At 38.6% G+C, this 16935-nt stretch carries 19 protein-coding genes and 2 pseudogenes; 18 read left to right on the top strand and 3 right to left on the bottom strand.

The window, feature by feature from the left end:
- Nucleotides 1-43: 43 nt before the first annotated feature.
- Nucleotides 44-427, bottom strand: coding sequence for a rhodanese-like domain-containing protein (locus LIS78_RS22715; protein WP_013059164.1), 384 nt, complete (start codon nucleotides 425-427; stop codon nucleotides 44-46).
- Nucleotides 428-657: 230 nt separating this feature from the next.
- Between LIS78_RS22715 and LIS78_RS22710 the strand changes: the two genes are divergently transcribed.
- The 5 genes and pseudogenes from LIS78_RS22710 (at nucleotide 658) to LIS78_RS22690 (ending at nucleotide 6442) form a co-directional block, all read left to right on the top strand.
- On the top strand, nucleotides 658-1491 hold the full coding sequence (locus LIS78_RS22710; protein WP_013085005.1) for a lipoate--protein ligase family protein: 834 nt from the start codon (nucleotides 658-660) through the stop codon (nucleotides 1489-1491).
- A 311-nt stretch (nucleotides 1492-1802) separates the two neighbouring features.
- Nucleotides 1803-2591 (top strand): annotated as a pseudogene (locus tag LIS78_RS22705) (ribonucleotide reductase N-terminal alpha domain-containing protein); the annotation flags it as partial.
- A 372-nt stretch (nucleotides 2592-2963) separates the two neighbouring features.
- A pseudogene (locus LIS78_RS22700) lies at nucleotides 2964-4742 on the top strand (vitamin B12-dependent ribonucleotide reductase); the annotation flags it as partial.
- 284 nt (nucleotides 4743-5026) lie between these two features.
- Nucleotides 5027-5458 (top strand): transcriptional regulator MntR, encoded by a 432-nt coding sequence (gene mntR / locus LIS78_RS22695; protein WP_013085004.1) that lies wholly within the window; start codon nucleotides 5027-5029, stop codon nucleotides 5456-5458.
- A gap of 102 nt (nucleotides 5459-5560) precedes the next feature.
- Nucleotides 5561-6442: a patatin-like phospholipase family protein gene (locus LIS78_RS22690; protein ID WP_195781869.1), complete on the top strand. Its 882-nt coding sequence runs from the start codon at nucleotides 5561-5563 to the stop codon at nucleotides 6440-6442.
- A gap of 31 nt (nucleotides 6443-6473) precedes the next feature.
- Here the strand turns inward: LIS78_RS22690 and LIS78_RS22685 are convergent, their stop codons facing one another.
- Both LIS78_RS22685 and LIS78_RS22680 read right to left on the bottom strand, forming a co-directional pair.
- Nucleotides 6474-6872, bottom strand: coding sequence for an SA1362 family protein (locus tag LIS78_RS22685; RefSeq protein WP_013059160.1), 399 nt, complete (start codon nucleotides 6870-6872; stop codon nucleotides 6474-6476).
- 48 nt (nucleotides 6873-6920) lie between these two features.
- Entirely contained in the window at nucleotides 6921-7877 is a 957-nt protein-coding gene (locus LIS78_RS22680) for a DUF1385 domain-containing protein (protein WP_252284387.1), read from the bottom strand.
- Nucleotides 7878-8190: 313 nt separating this feature from the next.
- Here LIS78_RS22680 and LIS78_RS22675 point away from each other — a divergent pair, with 313 nt between their 5' ends.
- The 13 genes from LIS78_RS22675 to LIS78_RS22615 all read left to right on the top strand — a co-directional run bounded on the left by LIS78_RS22675 (nucleotide 8191) and on the right by LIS78_RS22615 (nucleotide 16657).
- Entirely contained in the window at nucleotides 8191-8727 is a 537-nt protein-coding gene (locus tag LIS78_RS22675; protein ID WP_252284386.1) for a YqhR family membrane protein, read from the top strand.
- 121 nt (nucleotides 8728-8848) lie between these two features.
- Nucleotides 8849-9286 carry a type II 3-dehydroquinate dehydratase gene (gene aroQ, locus LIS78_RS22670; protein WP_013059157.1) on the top strand — a complete coding sequence of 146 codons (438 nt, stop codon included), beginning with the start codon at nucleotides 8849-8851 and terminating at the stop codon, nucleotides 9284-9286.
- A gap of 1 nt (nucleotide 9287) precedes the next feature.
- A complete protein-coding gene (locus LIS78_RS22665; RefSeq protein ID WP_252284385.1) occupies nucleotides 9288-10346 on the top strand; it encodes a M24 family metallopeptidase in 1059 nt (352 codons plus the stop codon).
- A gap of 19 nt (nucleotides 10347-10365) precedes the next feature.
- Nucleotides 10366-10923: an elongation factor P gene (gene efp / locus LIS78_RS22660; protein ID WP_013059155.1), complete on the top strand. Its 558-nt coding sequence runs from the start codon at nucleotides 10366-10368 to the stop codon at nucleotides 10921-10923.
- A 138-nt stretch (nucleotides 10924-11061) separates the two neighbouring features.
- Nucleotides 11062-11343 carry a YqhV family protein gene (locus LIS78_RS22655; protein ID WP_013059154.1) on the top strand — a complete coding sequence of 94 codons (282 nt, stop codon included), beginning with the start codon at nucleotides 11062-11064 and terminating at the stop codon, nucleotides 11341-11343.
- A gap of 65 nt (nucleotides 11344-11408) precedes the next feature.
- A complete protein-coding gene (gene spoIIIAA, locus LIS78_RS22650; RefSeq protein WP_195781872.1) occupies nucleotides 11409-12356 on the top strand; it encodes a stage III sporulation protein AA in 948 nt (315 codons plus the stop codon).
- Nucleotides 12357-12362: 6 nt separating this feature from the next.
- Nucleotides 12363-12875 (top strand): stage III sporulation protein SpoIIIAB, encoded by a 513-nt coding sequence (gene spoIIIAB, locus LIS78_RS22645; RefSeq protein WP_013059152.1) that lies wholly within the window; start codon nucleotides 12363-12365, stop codon nucleotides 12873-12875.
- Between the two features lie 19 nt (nucleotides 12876-12894).
- Nucleotides 12895-13101, top strand: a complete 207-nt coding sequence (spoIIIAC, locus tag LIS78_RS22640) for a stage III sporulation protein AC (RefSeq protein ID WP_013059151.1) — start codon at nucleotides 12895-12897, stop codon at nucleotides 13099-13101.
- A gap of 20 nt (nucleotides 13102-13121) precedes the next feature.
- A complete protein-coding gene (gene spoIIIAD / locus LIS78_RS22635) occupies nucleotides 13122-13505 on the top strand; it encodes a stage III sporulation protein AD (RefSeq protein WP_013059150.1) in 384 nt (127 codons plus the stop codon).
- A 24-nt stretch (nucleotides 13506-13529) separates the two neighbouring features.
- A complete protein-coding gene (gene spoIIIAE / locus LIS78_RS22630; RefSeq protein ID WP_195781873.1) occupies nucleotides 13530-14714 on the top strand; it encodes a stage III sporulation protein AE in 1185 nt (394 codons plus the stop codon).
- Entirely contained in the window at nucleotides 14711-15340 is a 630-nt protein-coding gene (spoIIIAF, locus tag LIS78_RS22625; protein ID WP_229754524.1) for a stage III sporulation protein AF, read from the top strand. Before spoIIIAE ends, spoIIIAF begins: the two co-directional genes overlap by 4 nt.
- A complete protein-coding gene (gene spoIIIAG, locus LIS78_RS22620; protein WP_013084996.1) occupies nucleotides 15337-15999 on the top strand; it encodes a stage III sporulation protein AG in 663 nt (220 codons plus the stop codon). The genes spoIIIAF and spoIIIAG overlap by 4 nt, the downstream gene beginning before the upstream one ends.
- Before the next feature lie 7 nt (nucleotides 16000-16006).
- Complete coding sequence (locus LIS78_RS22615) at nucleotides 16007-16657, top strand: SpoIIIAH-like family protein (RefSeq protein ID WP_223268967.1); 651 nt, start codon at nucleotides 16007-16009, stop codon at nucleotides 16655-16657.
- Nucleotides 16658-16935 lie beyond the last annotated feature (278 nt).

The raw sequence follows: 16935 nt of genomic DNA, 5'->3' as shown, positions 1-16935 counted from the left end.
AAAAAACCTCGCCCAAAGGCGAGGTTTTTCTATATACATACCATTATTTTTTCTTTTTTACTTTACCGTTCCACATTTTGAAGCCGCCTTTTAAATCATAGATTTCTTGAACACCGTGGCGACGAAGCATTTGTGCTGCACGTCCTGTGCGCATTCCGCTTTGACAATAGATGTAGACAGGCTGATCTGGACGAAATTCTTTAATGCGCATACGGAACTGTGAAAGAGGAATATTTCGTGCGCCTAAAATATGTCCGTTTTCAAATTCATTCGGTTCACGAATATCAACTAGCTGTGCCTTGCGGTAGCCGGTGCGGAATTCTTCTTCAGTTAACGTTTTCATAATGCGACGTTGGTAAAAGAACATAACGACAGAGTATATGATGATTACTCCAAGTAAAATGAGTACTGCTGTAATTGCTGACATGCTGATTCTTCCTTTCTTCGACAAAATCCATACTCTTATTATATAAGTGAATGAAATTAGAAGTAAAGCGATTTTGCCTTGAATCTAGCGGATTTCTTCCCCAAAATGAAAAAACTACCACATTTGAATTCACAGTTTTATGTTGCTCTTTGCTTTTCCTTAGCCCAATCTTTTGGTAGACTAAAAAACGGATTTATTTTTTATATTACATATAGCTGAGGATGAGGTAGATGAAAGCAAAGTGGAGATTTATTGATTCCAACAACCGTTCGCCTTATTACAATATGGCGTTAGATGAAGCGTTATTAGAATGGCATAGTAAAGGAGAAATTCCACCTACGATTCGTTTTTACGGATGGAACCCTCCAACGCTGTCGATCGGTTATTTTCAAAAAGCTGAAAAAGAAATTAACTTTGATAAAGTAAAAGAATTAGGACTAGGCTTTGTAAGACGTCCAACAGGCGGCAGGGGAGTACTTCACGATGAAGAGCTTACTTACAGCGTAATTGTATCTGAAGAGTATCCTAACATGCCTAAGACAGTTACAGAGGCATATCGCGTAATTTCTGAAGGTTTACTGGAAGGATTTCGTTCGTTAGGGCTCGAGGCTTATTTTGCTATTCCTCGTTCAGAAGAAGAAAAAAATAGCTTAAAAAACCCTCGTTCGTCCGTGTGCTTTGACGCGCCTTCTTGGTATGAACTAGTTGTAGAGGGCCGCAAAATTGCTGGAAGTGCCCAAACTAGACAAAAAGGAGTTATTCTACAGCACGGCTCTATTCTGTTAGAGATTGATGAAGATAAATTATTCAGCGTGTTTAATTATCCAAATGATCGCGTGAAAGAAAGAATGCAGCGCGCATTTCGTTCTAAAGCGGTAGCCATCAATGCAATTGCGGGCCGCAAAATTTCTATCGAAGAAGCGAAAGAAGCGTTTTATAAAGGATTTGCTTCGGCTCTTGATATTGATTTAGAACCGTATACACTGTCTGAAGAAGAGGAAGCATACGTAGAAGAACTAGCGCGCACAAAGTATGGATCGGATGAATGGAACTTTAAGCGCTAAACGAATGCGGATGAGAAATAGATAAAAGTGCAACTTCTATAAGTTGCACTTTTTATTGGAATTTTTAGAAATAATGCTTGGCTAATAGAATACATAGGGAAGAAAAGTCAAACACTTTTTTTACGAAAAAAAAAATATTTCACTTGACACCTTTCTATATGTAGATGTTTGGATAAGTGCCAAATACTATATATTGAATTCGTCCAAGCCCTGTGGTAAGTTATTGATAGTTGATTGAAAAACTCTTTTTCCTTTAAAAGGAAAAAGAGTTAATAAATTTATAGATGTTCGATAAGTAAGGAGTTGTGAGAATGACTGTTTTGTTAAATCAAAAAGTGAATATGAATGTTGAAAAGCTCAATTCAGATATTGAACGCTTTCCGCAAGTACATCCGATTACACCGGATATGAAGTTGACTCATAAAGGTGTTTCAAGATTGGTAATGTTAGACCGCTATGCTTTTAAAGACACGGAAAAATTAACGTTATCAGAAGGAGATTTTGTTGTTCTAACTGTAAAGGAAGATCCAAAATTTCCAGCACGAGGACTTGGCTATGTGGAAAGCATTAATTTTGAGCAAAAGACCGCTGTTGTCAAGGTAGAGGATGAGTTTAGAGGTGCTTTATCGCCTGAAGAAGCAGAAAACGGGTTAATTACTCGTTCGTTAGATGTCATTGAAAAGCCTCTAGAGGTCTTCTACGAGCAAATTGCAAAACGTAATGCAACAGGCTTAGCTTCTGTGGAAAAAACAGAAGAAAAGCGCAAAGAGTGGTTTGAAAAGTTCTATCAAGAGCTTGTTCAGCTAAACTTTGTACCAGCTGGCCGCGTTCTTTACGGTGCAGGCGCTGATACAGACGTAACGTACTTCAACTGCTACGTAATGCCTTATGTAAAAGATTCACGTGAAGGTATTTCAGAACACCGCAAACAAGTAATGGAGATCATGAGCCGTGGAGGCGGTGTTGGAACGAATGGTTCAACTCTTCGCCCGCGCAACACGCTGGCTCGCGGTGTAAACGGCAAATCATCTGGTTCGGTTTCATGGTTGGATGATATTGCCAAACTGACGCATCTTGTTGAGCAAGGTGGGTCACGTCGTTAACAAACCGGCGACGTAATCTCGTGAATTGCTGGAACACCCTTAGAGCTTTCTTCACCACAACGTGATCGGCAACGATGAGCGTGATGGTTAGAAAAGGGGAAAGATTGGGCAATCAGCAGCCAAGTGTCTTTGGAAACGAAGATAAAGGTTCAACGACTATTGAAACTTCCTAAAAATTCTAATGTAATAAAACTTTAGTGAATAAAGTAGGTGTTATGATGGAAGCAAAGGAAGGAGTAAACCATAGCAAACGGCAACGTGGTTACGGGGCACGAGACAAGGGAGTTTTCTTCTTTGATGATATAGTCTGATCTTACATGAAAGTGTAAGAGTACGGCAGAAATGACCGTACCCTTCTTAACGAAGAGTAACAAATTGGGGGCTCAAATGATCATGCTTGCCGACTGGCATCCTGACATTGTAGAGTTTATTATTTCTAAAATGCAAAACCCTCGCATTTTACGTTTCTTAATTGAAAACACAAATGACGAAATGATTAAAAAACATGCGCAAGATAAATTGAAGTTCACACCGCTAACAGAGTCTGAAGAAGCAATGTACCAAGGAATCATTAACTATAAACAAATTCCTGGTCTTGGTGGATTCAATGAAAAAATCATTAAAGATGCAGAAGAAAAGCTACAAACCGGCGGAACGTACAGCGTTCATAACTCAGAGTTTTTAACAGGAGCAAACATCTCTGTATGCTTAACAAAAGATTTTATGGATGCTGTTGAAAACGACGGTGAATACGAACTTCGCTTCCCAGATGTAGAAAGCTATTCAAAAGAAGAAATGGCTAATTACAACGAAAACTGGCACGAAGTAGGCGATGTGCGCGAATGGGCAAAACAAGGAAACAAAGTTCGTACGTACCGTACTATCCGTGCAAAAGAGCTATGGAACTTAATTAATATTTGTGCAACGTACTCAGCTGAACCAGGCATTTTCTTCTTTGACAATGCTAATGATATGACAAATGCTCAAGCATATGGTCAGCACGTTGTTGCAACAAACCCATGTGGTGAACAACCACTTGCACCATTCTCTGTCTGCAACTTAGCTGCTGTTAACCTAGCGCAAATGGCAGATAAAGAAACGAAAACTGTTAACTTTGAAAAGTTACGTCAAACGGTTGAAACAGGCGTTAGAATGCAAGATAACGTTATTGATGCAACTCCTTATTTCTTAGAAGAAAACCAAAAGCAAGCGCTTGGCGAACGCCGCGTTGGCCTTGGTGTAATGGGTCTTCACGATCTCCTTATTTATTGTGAAACAGAGTACGGCTCTGACAAAGGCAATGAGTTAGTAGATAAAGTGTTTGAAACAATTGCAACGACGGCTTACCGCGCGTCTGTAGAGCTTGGAAAAGAAAAAGGAAGCTTCCCGTTCTTAGTGGGTGAAACAGATGCTGAAACGGCTTCTTTACGTGAAGCATTTACAAATACAGGCTTCATGAAAAAAATGCCTGAAGATATTCGTGAAAACATTAAAGAGCACGGTATCCGAAACTCTCATTTATTAACAGTAGCGCCAACAGGCAGTACTGGAACAATGGTTGGGGTATCAACGGGTCTTGAACCTTATTTCTCATTCTCATACTTCCGAAGCGGCCGTTTAGGTAAGTTCATTGAAGTAAAAGCTGATATCGTTCAAGAATATTTAGATCAGCATCCAGAAGCAGATCCAAACAACCTTCCTGAATGGTTCATTTCAGCTATGGAACTTGCACCACAAGCTCACGCGGACGTGCAATGTGTGATTCAGCGCTGGATTGACAGTTCAATTAGTAAAACAGTAAACGCTCCTCGCGGTTACACAGTAGAGCAAGTTCAAAAAGTGTACGAGCGTCTGTATAAAGGCGGAGCAAAAGGCGGTACGGTGTACGTAGACGGCAGCCGTGATGCACAAGTCTTAACGCTAAAAGCAGAAGAAAATACGTTTGATGAAGAAATTGAAGCGCCAAAAGAAGAAACGAAACCGCACGTTGTGTTAGTTGATACAATTAATGAAATTCGTTCAACTGATGTAACAATCGGTTCTGAAGTAGGTAATACTTGTCCGGTTTGCCGTCAAGGAACGGTAGAAGAAATGGGCGGATGCAACACATGTACAAACTGTGGTGCACAGCTGAAATGTGGCCTTTAATTTTAAACATGATTGACTAGTAAAAGCTGACTCAAACGAGTCAGCTTTTATTATGTATAAAAATGGGGCATAAATAAGAAGCGGGATCGAACGGTTCTTGTATTTGAATAAGCATTGTAGTATGATTTTAATTGAATGTCTTTTATCCAGTTTTATCTTATGACATCGCTTTATTTACACGTTTTTTTCACATAGATTATCAAACATGAACACGATATCACTATAAGAAACAGACATTTATGACTTATTATTAGCAATACATAATATTAATTGGGGGAGATTTCATGCCTACACCGAGTATGGAAGATTATATTGAACAAATATATATGCTAATTGAAGATAAAGGATACGCTCGAGTGTCTGATATTGCTGATGCATTGGCGGTTCACCCCTCATCTGTAACGAAGATGGTTCAAAAGCTAGACAAAGATGAGTACTTAATTTATGAAAAATATCGAGGCCTTGTTTTAACAGCTAAGGGGCAGAAGATTGGAAAACGTCTTGTTTATCGCCACGAGCTTTTAGAGCAGCTGCTGCGCATCATTGGCGTAGATGAGAAAAATATTTATGATGACGTAGAAGGAATTGAACATCATTTAAGCTGGAATTCCATTGATCGAATTGGAGATTTGGTTCAATACTTTGAAGAAAATCATAACCGTATTCAAGATCTTCGCAATGTACAAAAACGAAATGAAGAAGAGCAAAAATTATAAGAAAAAAGCAGCGGCCAATAGCGTCACTGCTTTTTTTCTTTTTATCATAACTTGTTGCTGAGTCGACTACAAATGTAGAGTGGGTAGTTTGGAGGAGAGGCTGTGTACGTCGACGGAGTGTTTTCAGGTGGCGGTATTAAAGGGCTTGCACTGATTGGCGCGTTACAAGCTCTAGAAGAAAAAGGCTTGATCTTTCGGCGGTTAGCCGGAACGAGTGCGGGTTCCATTATTTGTGCATTTGTAGCAGCCGGTTATACAAGTGAAGAAATTGTTGAAATGATGAATGAAATTGAGTTATCTTCTTTTTTAGATCAAAGAATGTCTTTTTTACCATCAAGCTTGACAAAGTGGCTGTTTTTATATTGGAAAATGGGATTATATAAAGGAGAAAGGCTTGAAAAGTGGATTGCTGAGAAATTGCGGAGCAGAGGAATTCGTACATTTGCTGATTTGCCTGATCAGTCGCTTCGTATTATTGCTTCAGATTTGACCAACAGTACGATGCTTGTTCTTCCAGATGATTTGCCTAAATATCAAATCGACCCGAATCGCTTTTCTGTAGCAAGAGCCGTTCGAATGAGCTGCAGCATTCCATATTTTTTTGAGCCGGTTAAATTAAAATCTGCCCCAAGCAGTTTAATAGTTGACGGGGGCGTGTTAAGCAACTTTCCAATTTTTCTATTTGATGATGATAAAAGTCTTAAGAAACGACCGGTAATTGGTGTGAAGCTGAGCCCGAAGGACGAAGAGAGGGAACGGAATAAAATTAAGAATGCCGTTGGTTTATTCAGTGCGCTTTTTGAGACGATGAAAGATGCGCACGATGCAAGACATATTTCAAAACGTCACGAAAAAAATATTATCTTTTTACCTGTTAATCAAGTTTTTGCGACAGAATTTACCCTCACAGAAGAACGGAAGGAAGAGCTGATTGCGTTTGGCAAAAAGCGTACAAGGGCATTTTTGAAAAAATGGTGCTATTAAAAAAACAAGGAGGTTTTTCTCCTTGTTTTTTTTAAAAGAATGCTCTATTTTTCTTTTTTCCTTTTTTACCTTCGATGACGGTCAAGTGTGAGTTGTTTTTCTTTTTCTTTAGCGGTTTCGTTGATTTGGATACCGGGCGCTTATTTGAGCTTCGATACGTATGCATATCAACTTTGTTGCTTCCTCGCTCTTTTTCTTTTTGACGCAGTTTTGATTGTTTTACTGCGCGCACATAGCCTCTATCTTGACCTTTTGTCTGAGAAGGGCGGAGAATAAACCGATAAACTAAGTAAAACAAAATGATAAACAGAAAAATATAACCTGCTTGACGTAATAAAACAGCTGGATCTGTAATCAACGTAAATGCAAAGCCAATGACTCCTAACCCGATTAGACCATATACAAGTGGTTTCACGAATGGACGTCTCATTTTGTTCACCTCCTAAAATAGTAAAAAAAGAAAGCAAAACGGTGTGGATTAGACAACTTGTTCGTCAGTGGTAGAAGAAAGTTCATTTTCAACGCGTAAAAGTTCTTTAAATGAAGCAATCGCAACTTCAACTTGATCATCTTTTGGTTCTTTGGTTGTTAAAAGCTGAAGCCATAAACCGGGATAACCTAAAAAGCGAAGAAGTGGGACATGACGAACTTTATTGGTTAACTGTAACACTTCAAATGATAAACCAAGGACAACTGGAATTAATGCAAGGCGATCCACAATTCGTAACCAAAGAGGATCCGTTGGAACTAGTAGGTAGACAAACATTCCTACAACTACGGTAAAGAGGATAAAGCTACTTCCGCAGCGATAATGAAGTCGAGATTGTGCTTGCACGGCTTCTACCGTAAGTTCAGCATTGTTTTCATATGCATTAATGACCTTGTGTTCTGCTCCATGATATTGAAACACCCGTTTAATAAGTGGCGTTTGTGAAATCACATAAATATAGCCAAGGAGCAATAATAGTTTAAATACTCCTTCAATAAAAACTTGAGCTAAACTTGAAGTGAAAACAGGACGTGTCAATTGTGCTAAAAACACAGGAATCAATGTAAATAGTACTTTCCCGAAAAGAAAGGAGATTACACCAATAGTTGCAACGCCAAATATTAAAGATAGTTTTGATTCTTTTTTCTCTTTTTGTTGTTCTGCTGCTACTTGAGCATCATCTTCTGGATTCACGTCATAGCGTTCAGAGGAAAAGTTCAAGTGCTGCGTACCGTTTGCACTGGCTTCAACAATAGCAGCAATTCCTCGTAAAAAAGGAATTTTTTTTAAAGCAGTGAGTACGGAATTTGATTTTCTTTTTGAATGAAAATAATCAATAGATTGATCTTTGCGGCGAATAGCCGTCACCATCATACGTTTGCCACCGAACATGACACCTTCTATAACGGCTTGACCACCATACGCAGGTTTTTGTAATTTAGACATTTCAGGCACCGACCTAACTTAACTAGACTAGACTTCTTAGTATTTTATATTCTACAGCAAAATCAAATAAACCTCTAGGCGGATGCATGTTATCTAGTTTAGCCAATATTTTTCATCTCCACACCCTTGTTATGAATTTTTTTCCTTTCACTTATAAAATTTGTTTATGAAACTCTGTGCGAAGTAGTTTTAAAATGTCTCTTTGATATCAGGCTCCCTTCTTGCGTATAGGAAGAGTAATAAACGTAAAAACTTAGAAATGAGTCGGTAGGAAATGAGAAAAAAGTTCATACTACATCAAGAGGTGATTAATATGTCAGAACCTAAAGAACAGCATGAAAAAAAACAGGATAACCACCCTACGCATAAACAGGAAATGTCTTTTTTATTTAAAGCCATCTTTATTTCCTTTTTTGGAGGGATTTTCTGGAGCTTTATTGGCTATTTAAATTATCTGTTCAGCTTTAGTGTCATCAATCCAAATATGCTTTTAGATCCATGGGCATTAGGTGATTGGAAGGATAAAGGAATAGGTGTTATCGTCAGTATTTTTCTTATAGGGGTATTATCTATTGTTGTCGGGTTGTTATACTACGTCTTATTAAAGAAGTTTAAAACAATTTGGATAGGTTTTGCTTACGGCTTATTATGGTGGGCAATTGTATTCGTTGTTTTGAATCCGCTCTTTCCCAACTTAAAAACAATTGGAGAGCTTCCAGCCAACACGATTATTTCATCCCTCTGTATTTATATTTTATATGGTGTATTCATCGGATATTCCATTTCTTTTGAAGCTGCAGAGCTTCAAACAAAAGATGAATCTACAGATTTTCAAACGGCGAATGAGTAGTGTGAATGTTCCAACGTATGCTAATATATTCTATATAATGATTTAAAAAGAAAAATAAAGTGCAAATTCACACAAGTGAGCTGCATAAAGGGTTCGTAGTAGGGGAGAGTGTTGAATTAAGATGAATAAGATTTTAGTAATAAACGGTCCTAATTTAAATCGTTTAGGCGTACGCGAACCAGCGGTATATGGGACAGATAATCTTCAAAATCTTGAAGAGAAGCTTCAGCGAGCAGGCAGAGACCATGGGGTAGAAGTTGAGTGCGTACAGTCTAATCACGAAGGTGTAATTATCGACTGGATTCACGAAGCGGATGAGAAATTTGATGGAATTATGATCAATCCTGGTGCTTTTACTCACTACAGTTATGCCATTCGAGATGCGATTGCTAGTATATCTGTTCCTGTTATTGAAGTGCATATTTCGAACGTACATAAGCGTGAAGAGTTTCGCCACCATTCGGTGACGGCACCTGTTACACATGGTCAAATTGTCGGGTTAGGTTTATACGGATACGAGCTTGCCCTGCAGGCACTTTTACAATTAAGGGGGAAATAAAATGAAAATCGAAAAACTACGCGAACAGTTTTCAAAGTTGAATGTAGACGGTGTTGTAATTACAAGTGAATATAACAGACGCTACATGACCAATTTTACAGGATCTGCTGGTGTCGTTATCATTTCTGAAGACAAAGCGGCATTTGTAACAGATTTTCGTTATGTTGAACAAGCAACTAGTCAAACAGAAGGTTTTGATATCGTTCAGCACAAGGGTCCTATTGTAGAAGAAGTAGCAAATGTAGTGAAACAATTTGGAATTAAAAAGCTTGGTTTTGAACAGAATTATGTTACATATGGACAGCATCAATTATTTGATAAGCATATCGGCGCGGAACTTGTTCCAATCTCGCACGCAATCGAAAACTTACGCTTGATAAAGAGTGACTCAGAGATTAAGATATTAAAGGAAGCTGCAAAAATAGCAGATGCAGCATATGAACATATTTTAACCTTTGTTCGTCCTGGTTTAACAGAGCTTCAAGTATCTAATGAACTGGAGTTCTTTATGAGAAAACAAGGTGCAACATCTTCATCCTTTGATACAATTGTTGCTTCAGGGCATCGCGGGGCTTTACCGCATGGTGTTGCTTCTGACAAAGTTATTGAAAAAGGCGAACTTGTAACGCTTGATTTTGGCGCATACTATAATGGTTACTGTTCAGATATCACACGAACATTTGCCGTCGGTGAAGTAAGTGATAAGCTAAAAGAAATTTATAATGTCGTACTGCAAGCGCAGCTTAACGGAATGAGCGGCATCAAAGCAGGTATGACGGGTAAAGAAGCAGATGCGCTAACGCGTGATTATATTACAGAACACGGATACGGCCAGTATTTTGGACATTCGACCGGTCACGGCGTAGGGTTAGAAGTACATGAAGGCCCATCACTTTCTGTGAAATCTACAGATGTACTGCAGCCAGGTATGATTGTAACCGTTGAACCAGGTATTTACATACCAGACTTAGGGGGCGTTCGTATTGAAGATGATACGATCGTCACAGTAGAAGGTAATGAGGCATTATCGCACTCATCAAAAGAGTTCATTATTTTATAAAATGTAGGAGGATTTCTTCATGATTTCAGTAAATGATTTTCGTACAGGTTTGACAGTAGAAGTAGACGGAGGTATTTGGCGTGTAATGGATTTCCAACACGTAAAGCCTGGTAAAGGCGCTGCATTCGTTCGCTCAAAACTACGTAACCTTCGTACAGGAGCTGTGCAAGAAAAAACGTTCCGTGCAGGTGAAAAAGTAGGAAAAGCACAAATTGATAACCGTAAAATGCAATATCTATATGCAAGCGGCGATCAGCACGTATTCATGGACAACCAGTCTTATGAGCAATTAGAGCTTCCGGCAAGTGCAATTGAATATGAGCTAAAATTCTTAAAAGAGAATATGGAAGTAGCAATTATGATGTACCAAGGTGAGACATTAGGTGTTGAACTTCCAAACACAGTTGAGCTTAAAGTAACAGAAACTGAACCTGGTATTAAAGGTGACACAGCTTCTGGCGGTACAAAACCGGCAACTGTTGAAACTGGCTTAACAGTAAACGTTCCGTTCTTCGTAAACGAAGGCGACGTATTAATTATCAACACAACAGACAGCAGCTACGTATCACGCGCATAATTCGGTCGTGTAAGCAAGCTGCAAACACACAAAAAAGGCAGAGAATCATTCTCTGCCTTTTTTGTGTGTTTTTTTGTGCTAACTCTTCCTTATTTTGCATAGGTTGTACTAAACAACGCAGAGATATAGGAGGGGCTTATGAAGCAATGGTTGGATCATTTAAACGGTACGGTATTAACGATGGCGTGCCTTCGATTTATTTCTTCATTTATTGAGTTTATTGCCGCTATTTTAATTGTCACAAACAATGATGTGAAAAAAGCATTAATGATTAATGGAATGTTAGCGCTTGTTGGTCCGATTGTAATGGTGAGTTCTTTTACCATAGGTTTAGTGTCCGTAGCCGATCAATTATCTTTTGGGAAATTAATCATGATTGTAGTAGGAGTGCTCTTCATTTTAATCGGTGTTTTTAAATAAAAGGTAGGCATAAAATGGTCAAGCTTATAATACATTGAAGTGAGTTCAAATATGAGGGGATGAATATGTTAAACGAAATACTTGCACTCTTTCCGCCTAATTTAAAAAAGACTGTTGAATTTTATGTCACAAACCATTCTCATGTACTAGAAGAAATTCGAGTGCGCATAGGAAGACCTGTCGAATTTACAATCAACAATCAGCCATATTTCGAATCGTATCTTCCAAGTGCAGAAGATGCTTTATTTATCTTAAATAAATTAAGCCAGTTTTCGATTTATATGATTGAAGAAGAGCTGAAAAAAGGATATGTCACCATTGAAGGCGGGCACCGGGTTGGACTAGCGGGAAAAGTTGTAACGGAAAATGGACAGGTTCGTGTGATTCGAGATGTATCATCCTTTAATATCCGGATTGCTAAACAAAAAATTGGTATTTCGAATCAGCTTATTCCTTTTTTATACAATCGCTATTGGCAAAGTACGGTAATTATCGGACCTCCTCAAACAGGAAAAACAACCATGATTCGCGATTTAGCCAGAGTAATAAGTACTGGCATAGAGCGTTCTAAGATTCCGCCGTTTAAAGTGGGAATTGTAGATGAAAGATCAGAAATTGCTGGGGCTGTTAAAGGGGTTCCTCAGCATACATTCGGATCTAGAATGGATTTATTAGATAGCTGCCCAAAAGCTGAAGGCATGATGATGATGATTCGCTCCATGAGCCCCGATGTGCTGATCGTGGATGAAGTTGGAAATGAAGAAGATTGTAAGGCCGTACTTGAAGCCGTTAATGCTGGCGTTCGTGTCATTATGACTGTTCATGGCTATGACATTGACGATTTAATGAAGCGTCCCACTTTGCAAGCTTTAATGAAACTTCACGTATTCAAACGGTATATTGTGCTATCAAACAGCCGGGGGCCTGGAACACTTCAGGCTATCTACGATGAGAACTATAATTCCATGAAAACGTCCGCTGAAAAGTCGCTTATTGAAAATAGTAAAGGGTGATGGTGTATGAAACTGTTTGGTGCCATCTTTATCTTATTTGCTTCCACTTACACAGGTTTTGAGTTTGCAAAGCAGCTTAGTGCAAGACCTAGGCAGCTCAGGCAATTAAAAACGGCTCTGCGGTCGTTAGAAGCGGAAATTATGTACAGCAATCGGCCTCTTCAAGAAGTTGCTCATTTGTTATCTCTACAGCTTCCTAATCCTTTGGCCTCTTTATTTAATGAGTTTTCAATGAAATTAAAAGAAGGTACTGAAAGTGTCAAGGAAGCTTGGGAAAAGACGTTAGACCAATTTTGGAAACAAACCGCACTTAAAACGGGAGAACTAGAAATCTTAAAACAATTTGGTGAAACGCTTGGTCAGCATGATCGTTATTCGCAGCAAAAGCATATCTTACTGACGCTGAATCATCTTGAACGCGAAGAACAAGATGCAGTTGATAAGCAGAATCGCTATGAAAAAATGGTTAAAAGTTTAGGCTTTCTATCTGGGTTGCTACTGGTCATTCTATTGATGTAGCGATGGAGGAGGATTGAATGTGGGAATTGATATGAACACCATTTTTCAGATTGCTGGGATTGGTATCGTCGTAGCTTTTTTAGTCACCGTACTCGAACAGATGGGAAAAAAAGATTACGCGAACTGGGTTACCCTCATCGGTTTTATTTATATTTTATTTATGGTTGCTTCGATTGTAGAGGACTTATTTCAAAAAATCAAATCGGTTTTTTTATTTCAAGGGTAGAGGGGTGAGTTGCCATTGAAATGCTTCAAATTGTGGGCTTAGGATTAGTAGCTACGTTTTTGGCTCTTATTTTAAAAGAACATAAATCACCTATTGCTTTTTTACTTGTTGTATTTGTGGGATCCGTGATCTTTCTTTTTTTAATTGATCAAATCTACGAGATTATTAAGATGGTCGAGCGGCTGTCGATTAATGCCCACGTTAACATGATTTATGTGGAAACCATTTTGAAAATTATTGGTATCGCCTATATCGCCGAATTTGGTGCTCAAATTACGAAAGATGCAGGGCAAGGTGCCATTGCTTCTAAAATTGAATTAGGTGGAAAAGTGCTGATTCTCTCCATGGCAATTCCTATTTTAACGGTCATTATTGAAACGATTATTTCAATGCTGCCCAATTAATTTTACTTAATATGAGGTGACGAAATGAAGCGGTGGACGTTTAAAGTGAATATACTCGCTCTTCTTTTGTTCCTCTTTTTTTTCTTTCCAGAAAATGTACAAGCTTCCGAACCCCCGAAGCAGCAAGAACTTGTCAATGAACAAATTGATAAGCTCGGTATCAATGAAGTCAAACAATTTTGGGACGATATTATTACCCAATACGGCGGCTTTTTACCCGAGAGTCAGAAGGGAAGTTTAGTCGATTTTTTAAAAGGAGAAAAAGAGTTCTCTCTTAAAGAATGGCTAGGAGGTCTTGTAAAGTTTTTATTTCATGAAGTATTAGCGAATGGAAAGCTCCTCGGTACGCTCATTATGCTAACGGTTTTTAGCGTGTTTTTGCAAACGCTCCAAAGTGCGTTTAATCAGCAGACCGTAAGTAAAGTAGCATATGCGCTTGTATATATGGTTTTGATCATCATTGCTCTTAATAGTTTTCAAATTGCTATCTCTTATGCAACGGGAGCGATTGAGACCATGACCAAATTCATTTTAGCTCTAGTGCCGCTGCTGCTTGCCTTAATGGCATCATCAGGAGGAGTTGTATCGGCAGCCTTTTTTCATCCGATGATTTTGTTTTTAATGAACACAAGCGGTTTGCTTATTCAATACGTAGTGATGCCGTTACTCTTTCTTTCAGCACTGCTTAGCATTGTGAGTACGATTTCAGATGAGCATAAGGTTACACAACTTGCTCAGCTGTTGAGAAATATAAGCATTGGCGTGCTTGGAATATTCCTAACTGTTTTTTTAGGAGTGCTATCCGTTCAAGGGGCCACGTCAGCTGTTGCCGACGGTATTACGATTCGAACGGCAAAGTTTGTCACAGGGAACTTTATACCTGTTGTAGGGCGTGTGTTCACGGATGCGGCTGATACAGTCATCAGTGCCTCGCTTCTATTAAAGAATTCAGTAGGGATTGCTGGAGTAGCAGTCTTACTGTTAATCGTCGCGTTTCCGGCTATTAAAGTGTTAACGCTCGCTTTTATCTATAAGCTAGCAGCAGCTCTTCTTCAACCCATTGGAGGAGGACCGGTTATTTCCTGCTTGAGCATTATCAGCAAAAGCGTCATCTATATTTTTGCGGCGCTTGCGGTTGTCTCGCTTATGTTTTTCTTATGTTTAACGGTCATCATTACAGCGAGCAACGTCACAATGATGGTGAGGTGAAGAAATTGCAGGCCTTAACGACGTGGATTACTAATATCGTTCTTTTTATCTTATTAGCTACCATTATTAATTTACTGTTGCCCAATTCTAGTTTTCAAAAATATACAAAGCTGGTGGTTGGACTTCTTTTAATGCTGATTATTATTACACCCGTTTTTCAAATTTTTAAAGTAGATGTTAATCAAATGCTGAAATCACTTAGCTTATCATCTATTCGATCCGATCACCAGGTAGAAAATTCAATAGAAAATCAGAAAAAAGAAATACAAGCTTCACAACGTGCATATATTTTAGAACAAATGGCTGTCCAAATGGAGGCAGATGTAAAAGAGGAGTTGATGGATCAGTATGGTGTAGCAATTGATCGAATTCACATTGAAACAAAAAAGCCGAACGACGAACCTACCGCTGATAATATTAAATCCATTTCAGTTGCCGTAAGTAAAAAAGCATCGGATGAGTCCGAGGTTGTTTCAGCTGTGAAAGTTATTTCTATTGATACCTCCACACCGATCGAAACAAACAAACCAACAGAATCCAAGAAATTATCCAACTATTTAGCAGCAAAATGGGATGTAAAACAAGGCCAAGTTGTTGTGAATATGGAGGAGGGAGACACGAAATGAGTCAAAAGCCAGAAAAAGGTGACCCATCATTTTTTCAGCGGTTCTTTTCACTTAAACAGTCATCAACTACGAAGAAACCTTCAAAGTTAATGTATATAGGCATTTTACTAGCTGCAGGCGTTATCTTTATGGTATTTAGCAACTCACTCACAACATCTATGAATTCAGGCGGATTATTAAAGAGTGCAAGCAAAGAAACCAGCGCACCACCGGTATCACAGGATGTTCCCGCTTTTAGCTCCAAAAAGACAACAACGATGACAGGTTATGAAGAGCGGTATGAGGAAGAATTGAAAGATATTTTGGATCAAGTTAGAGGCGTAAGTAAGGTAAAAGTAATTGTGAACCTAGATGCAACAGAATCCAAAATATATGAAAAAAACAGCGTCACAAAATCGCAAACGACCAACGAAACGGACCGTGAAGGAGGGACTCGTAAAGTTGAAGATTCCTCAACAGATGAACAGCTGGTCATTGTAAGAAGTGGAGAACAAGAAAAGCCTGTTGTAGTTAAAACCGAAAAGCCAAAAGTAAGAGGTGTGTTAGTTGTCGCTAAAGGAGCTGATAATATCGAGGTAAAGAAATCTATTATTGAAGCCGTGACAAGAGCGCTCGATATACCAAGTCATAGAGTAGCAGTATTAGCGAAAAAAGGATGAGGGGGAAATGAATATGTTATTAAAAAAGCAAACGGTTTGGTTATTAACAATGTTAAGTTTAGTTGTTGTGTTATCGGTGTACTATATGACAACGCCAGAAAATCCTCAGAGTAATGTTGCGCTAGTAGACAATGAAAAACAAAGCGAAAAGCAGGCTGATGACAAGGCTCCTGCAGAAGATACAAAACAACAGGCAGATGAGAAATCGGGAACAAAAGAAGATTCAAAAACTGAAGGCTCAGCAGAAGATGTAAAGAAGGAAACGGCTAAAAATGCAAAAGAATCAGCGGTTGTATCAAGCACAGATAGCGACGAGCTATTTACGGCGCTTCGTTTGGAATTAAATGATGAAAGAAGTCAATTAAAAGAAGAGTATCAAGAAGTAGCTGCATCAAAAAATGTGACGCCTGCGGAAGTAAGCAAGGCGATGGATAAAATTGATGAATTATCAAAGCTCGGGGAAAAAGAAGCCACGCTGGAAACATTAATTAAAGCAAAAGGATACAGTGACGCGCTAGTAAGAGCAGACGGAAAGCAAGTACAAATTACGGTTAAGACAGAAAAACACTCGAAAACAAAAGCAAATCAAATCATTCAGCTAGTCAAAAAAGAAATGGGACCAAAAGAAGTAGCGGTAGAGTTTCAGCCAACTAAATAAAGGGAATAAAAGAAGTGTAAAACAGCCATAAATTGGGGTTGTTTACACTTCTTTTTTTATGAAATGACTAAAATCTAAGCGAGACGGTAAAAATTTTAACATGGCTTTCTTTTTTTACTTCGGTTATAATAGGTTTCATAATCTTATATTAGTACTAGGTGACAAATGTTTTCATAAGTATTGTCATCTGTAAAGCTATGTTTCCATTTATAAAACGATAACGCTAAAAAGTTATTATAGAGTAAGTGGAACTTCTTTTTAATGTTTGCCAAACGAAT

Origin of the sequence: Priestia megaterium, assembly GCF_023824195.1 — a bacterium.
In the GTDB taxonomy this organism is placed as follows: domain Bacteria; phylum Bacillota; class Bacilli; order Bacillales; family Bacillaceae_H; genus Priestia; species Priestia megaterium_D.
This window is presented reverse-complemented; position numbering and strand designations above follow the sequence as displayed.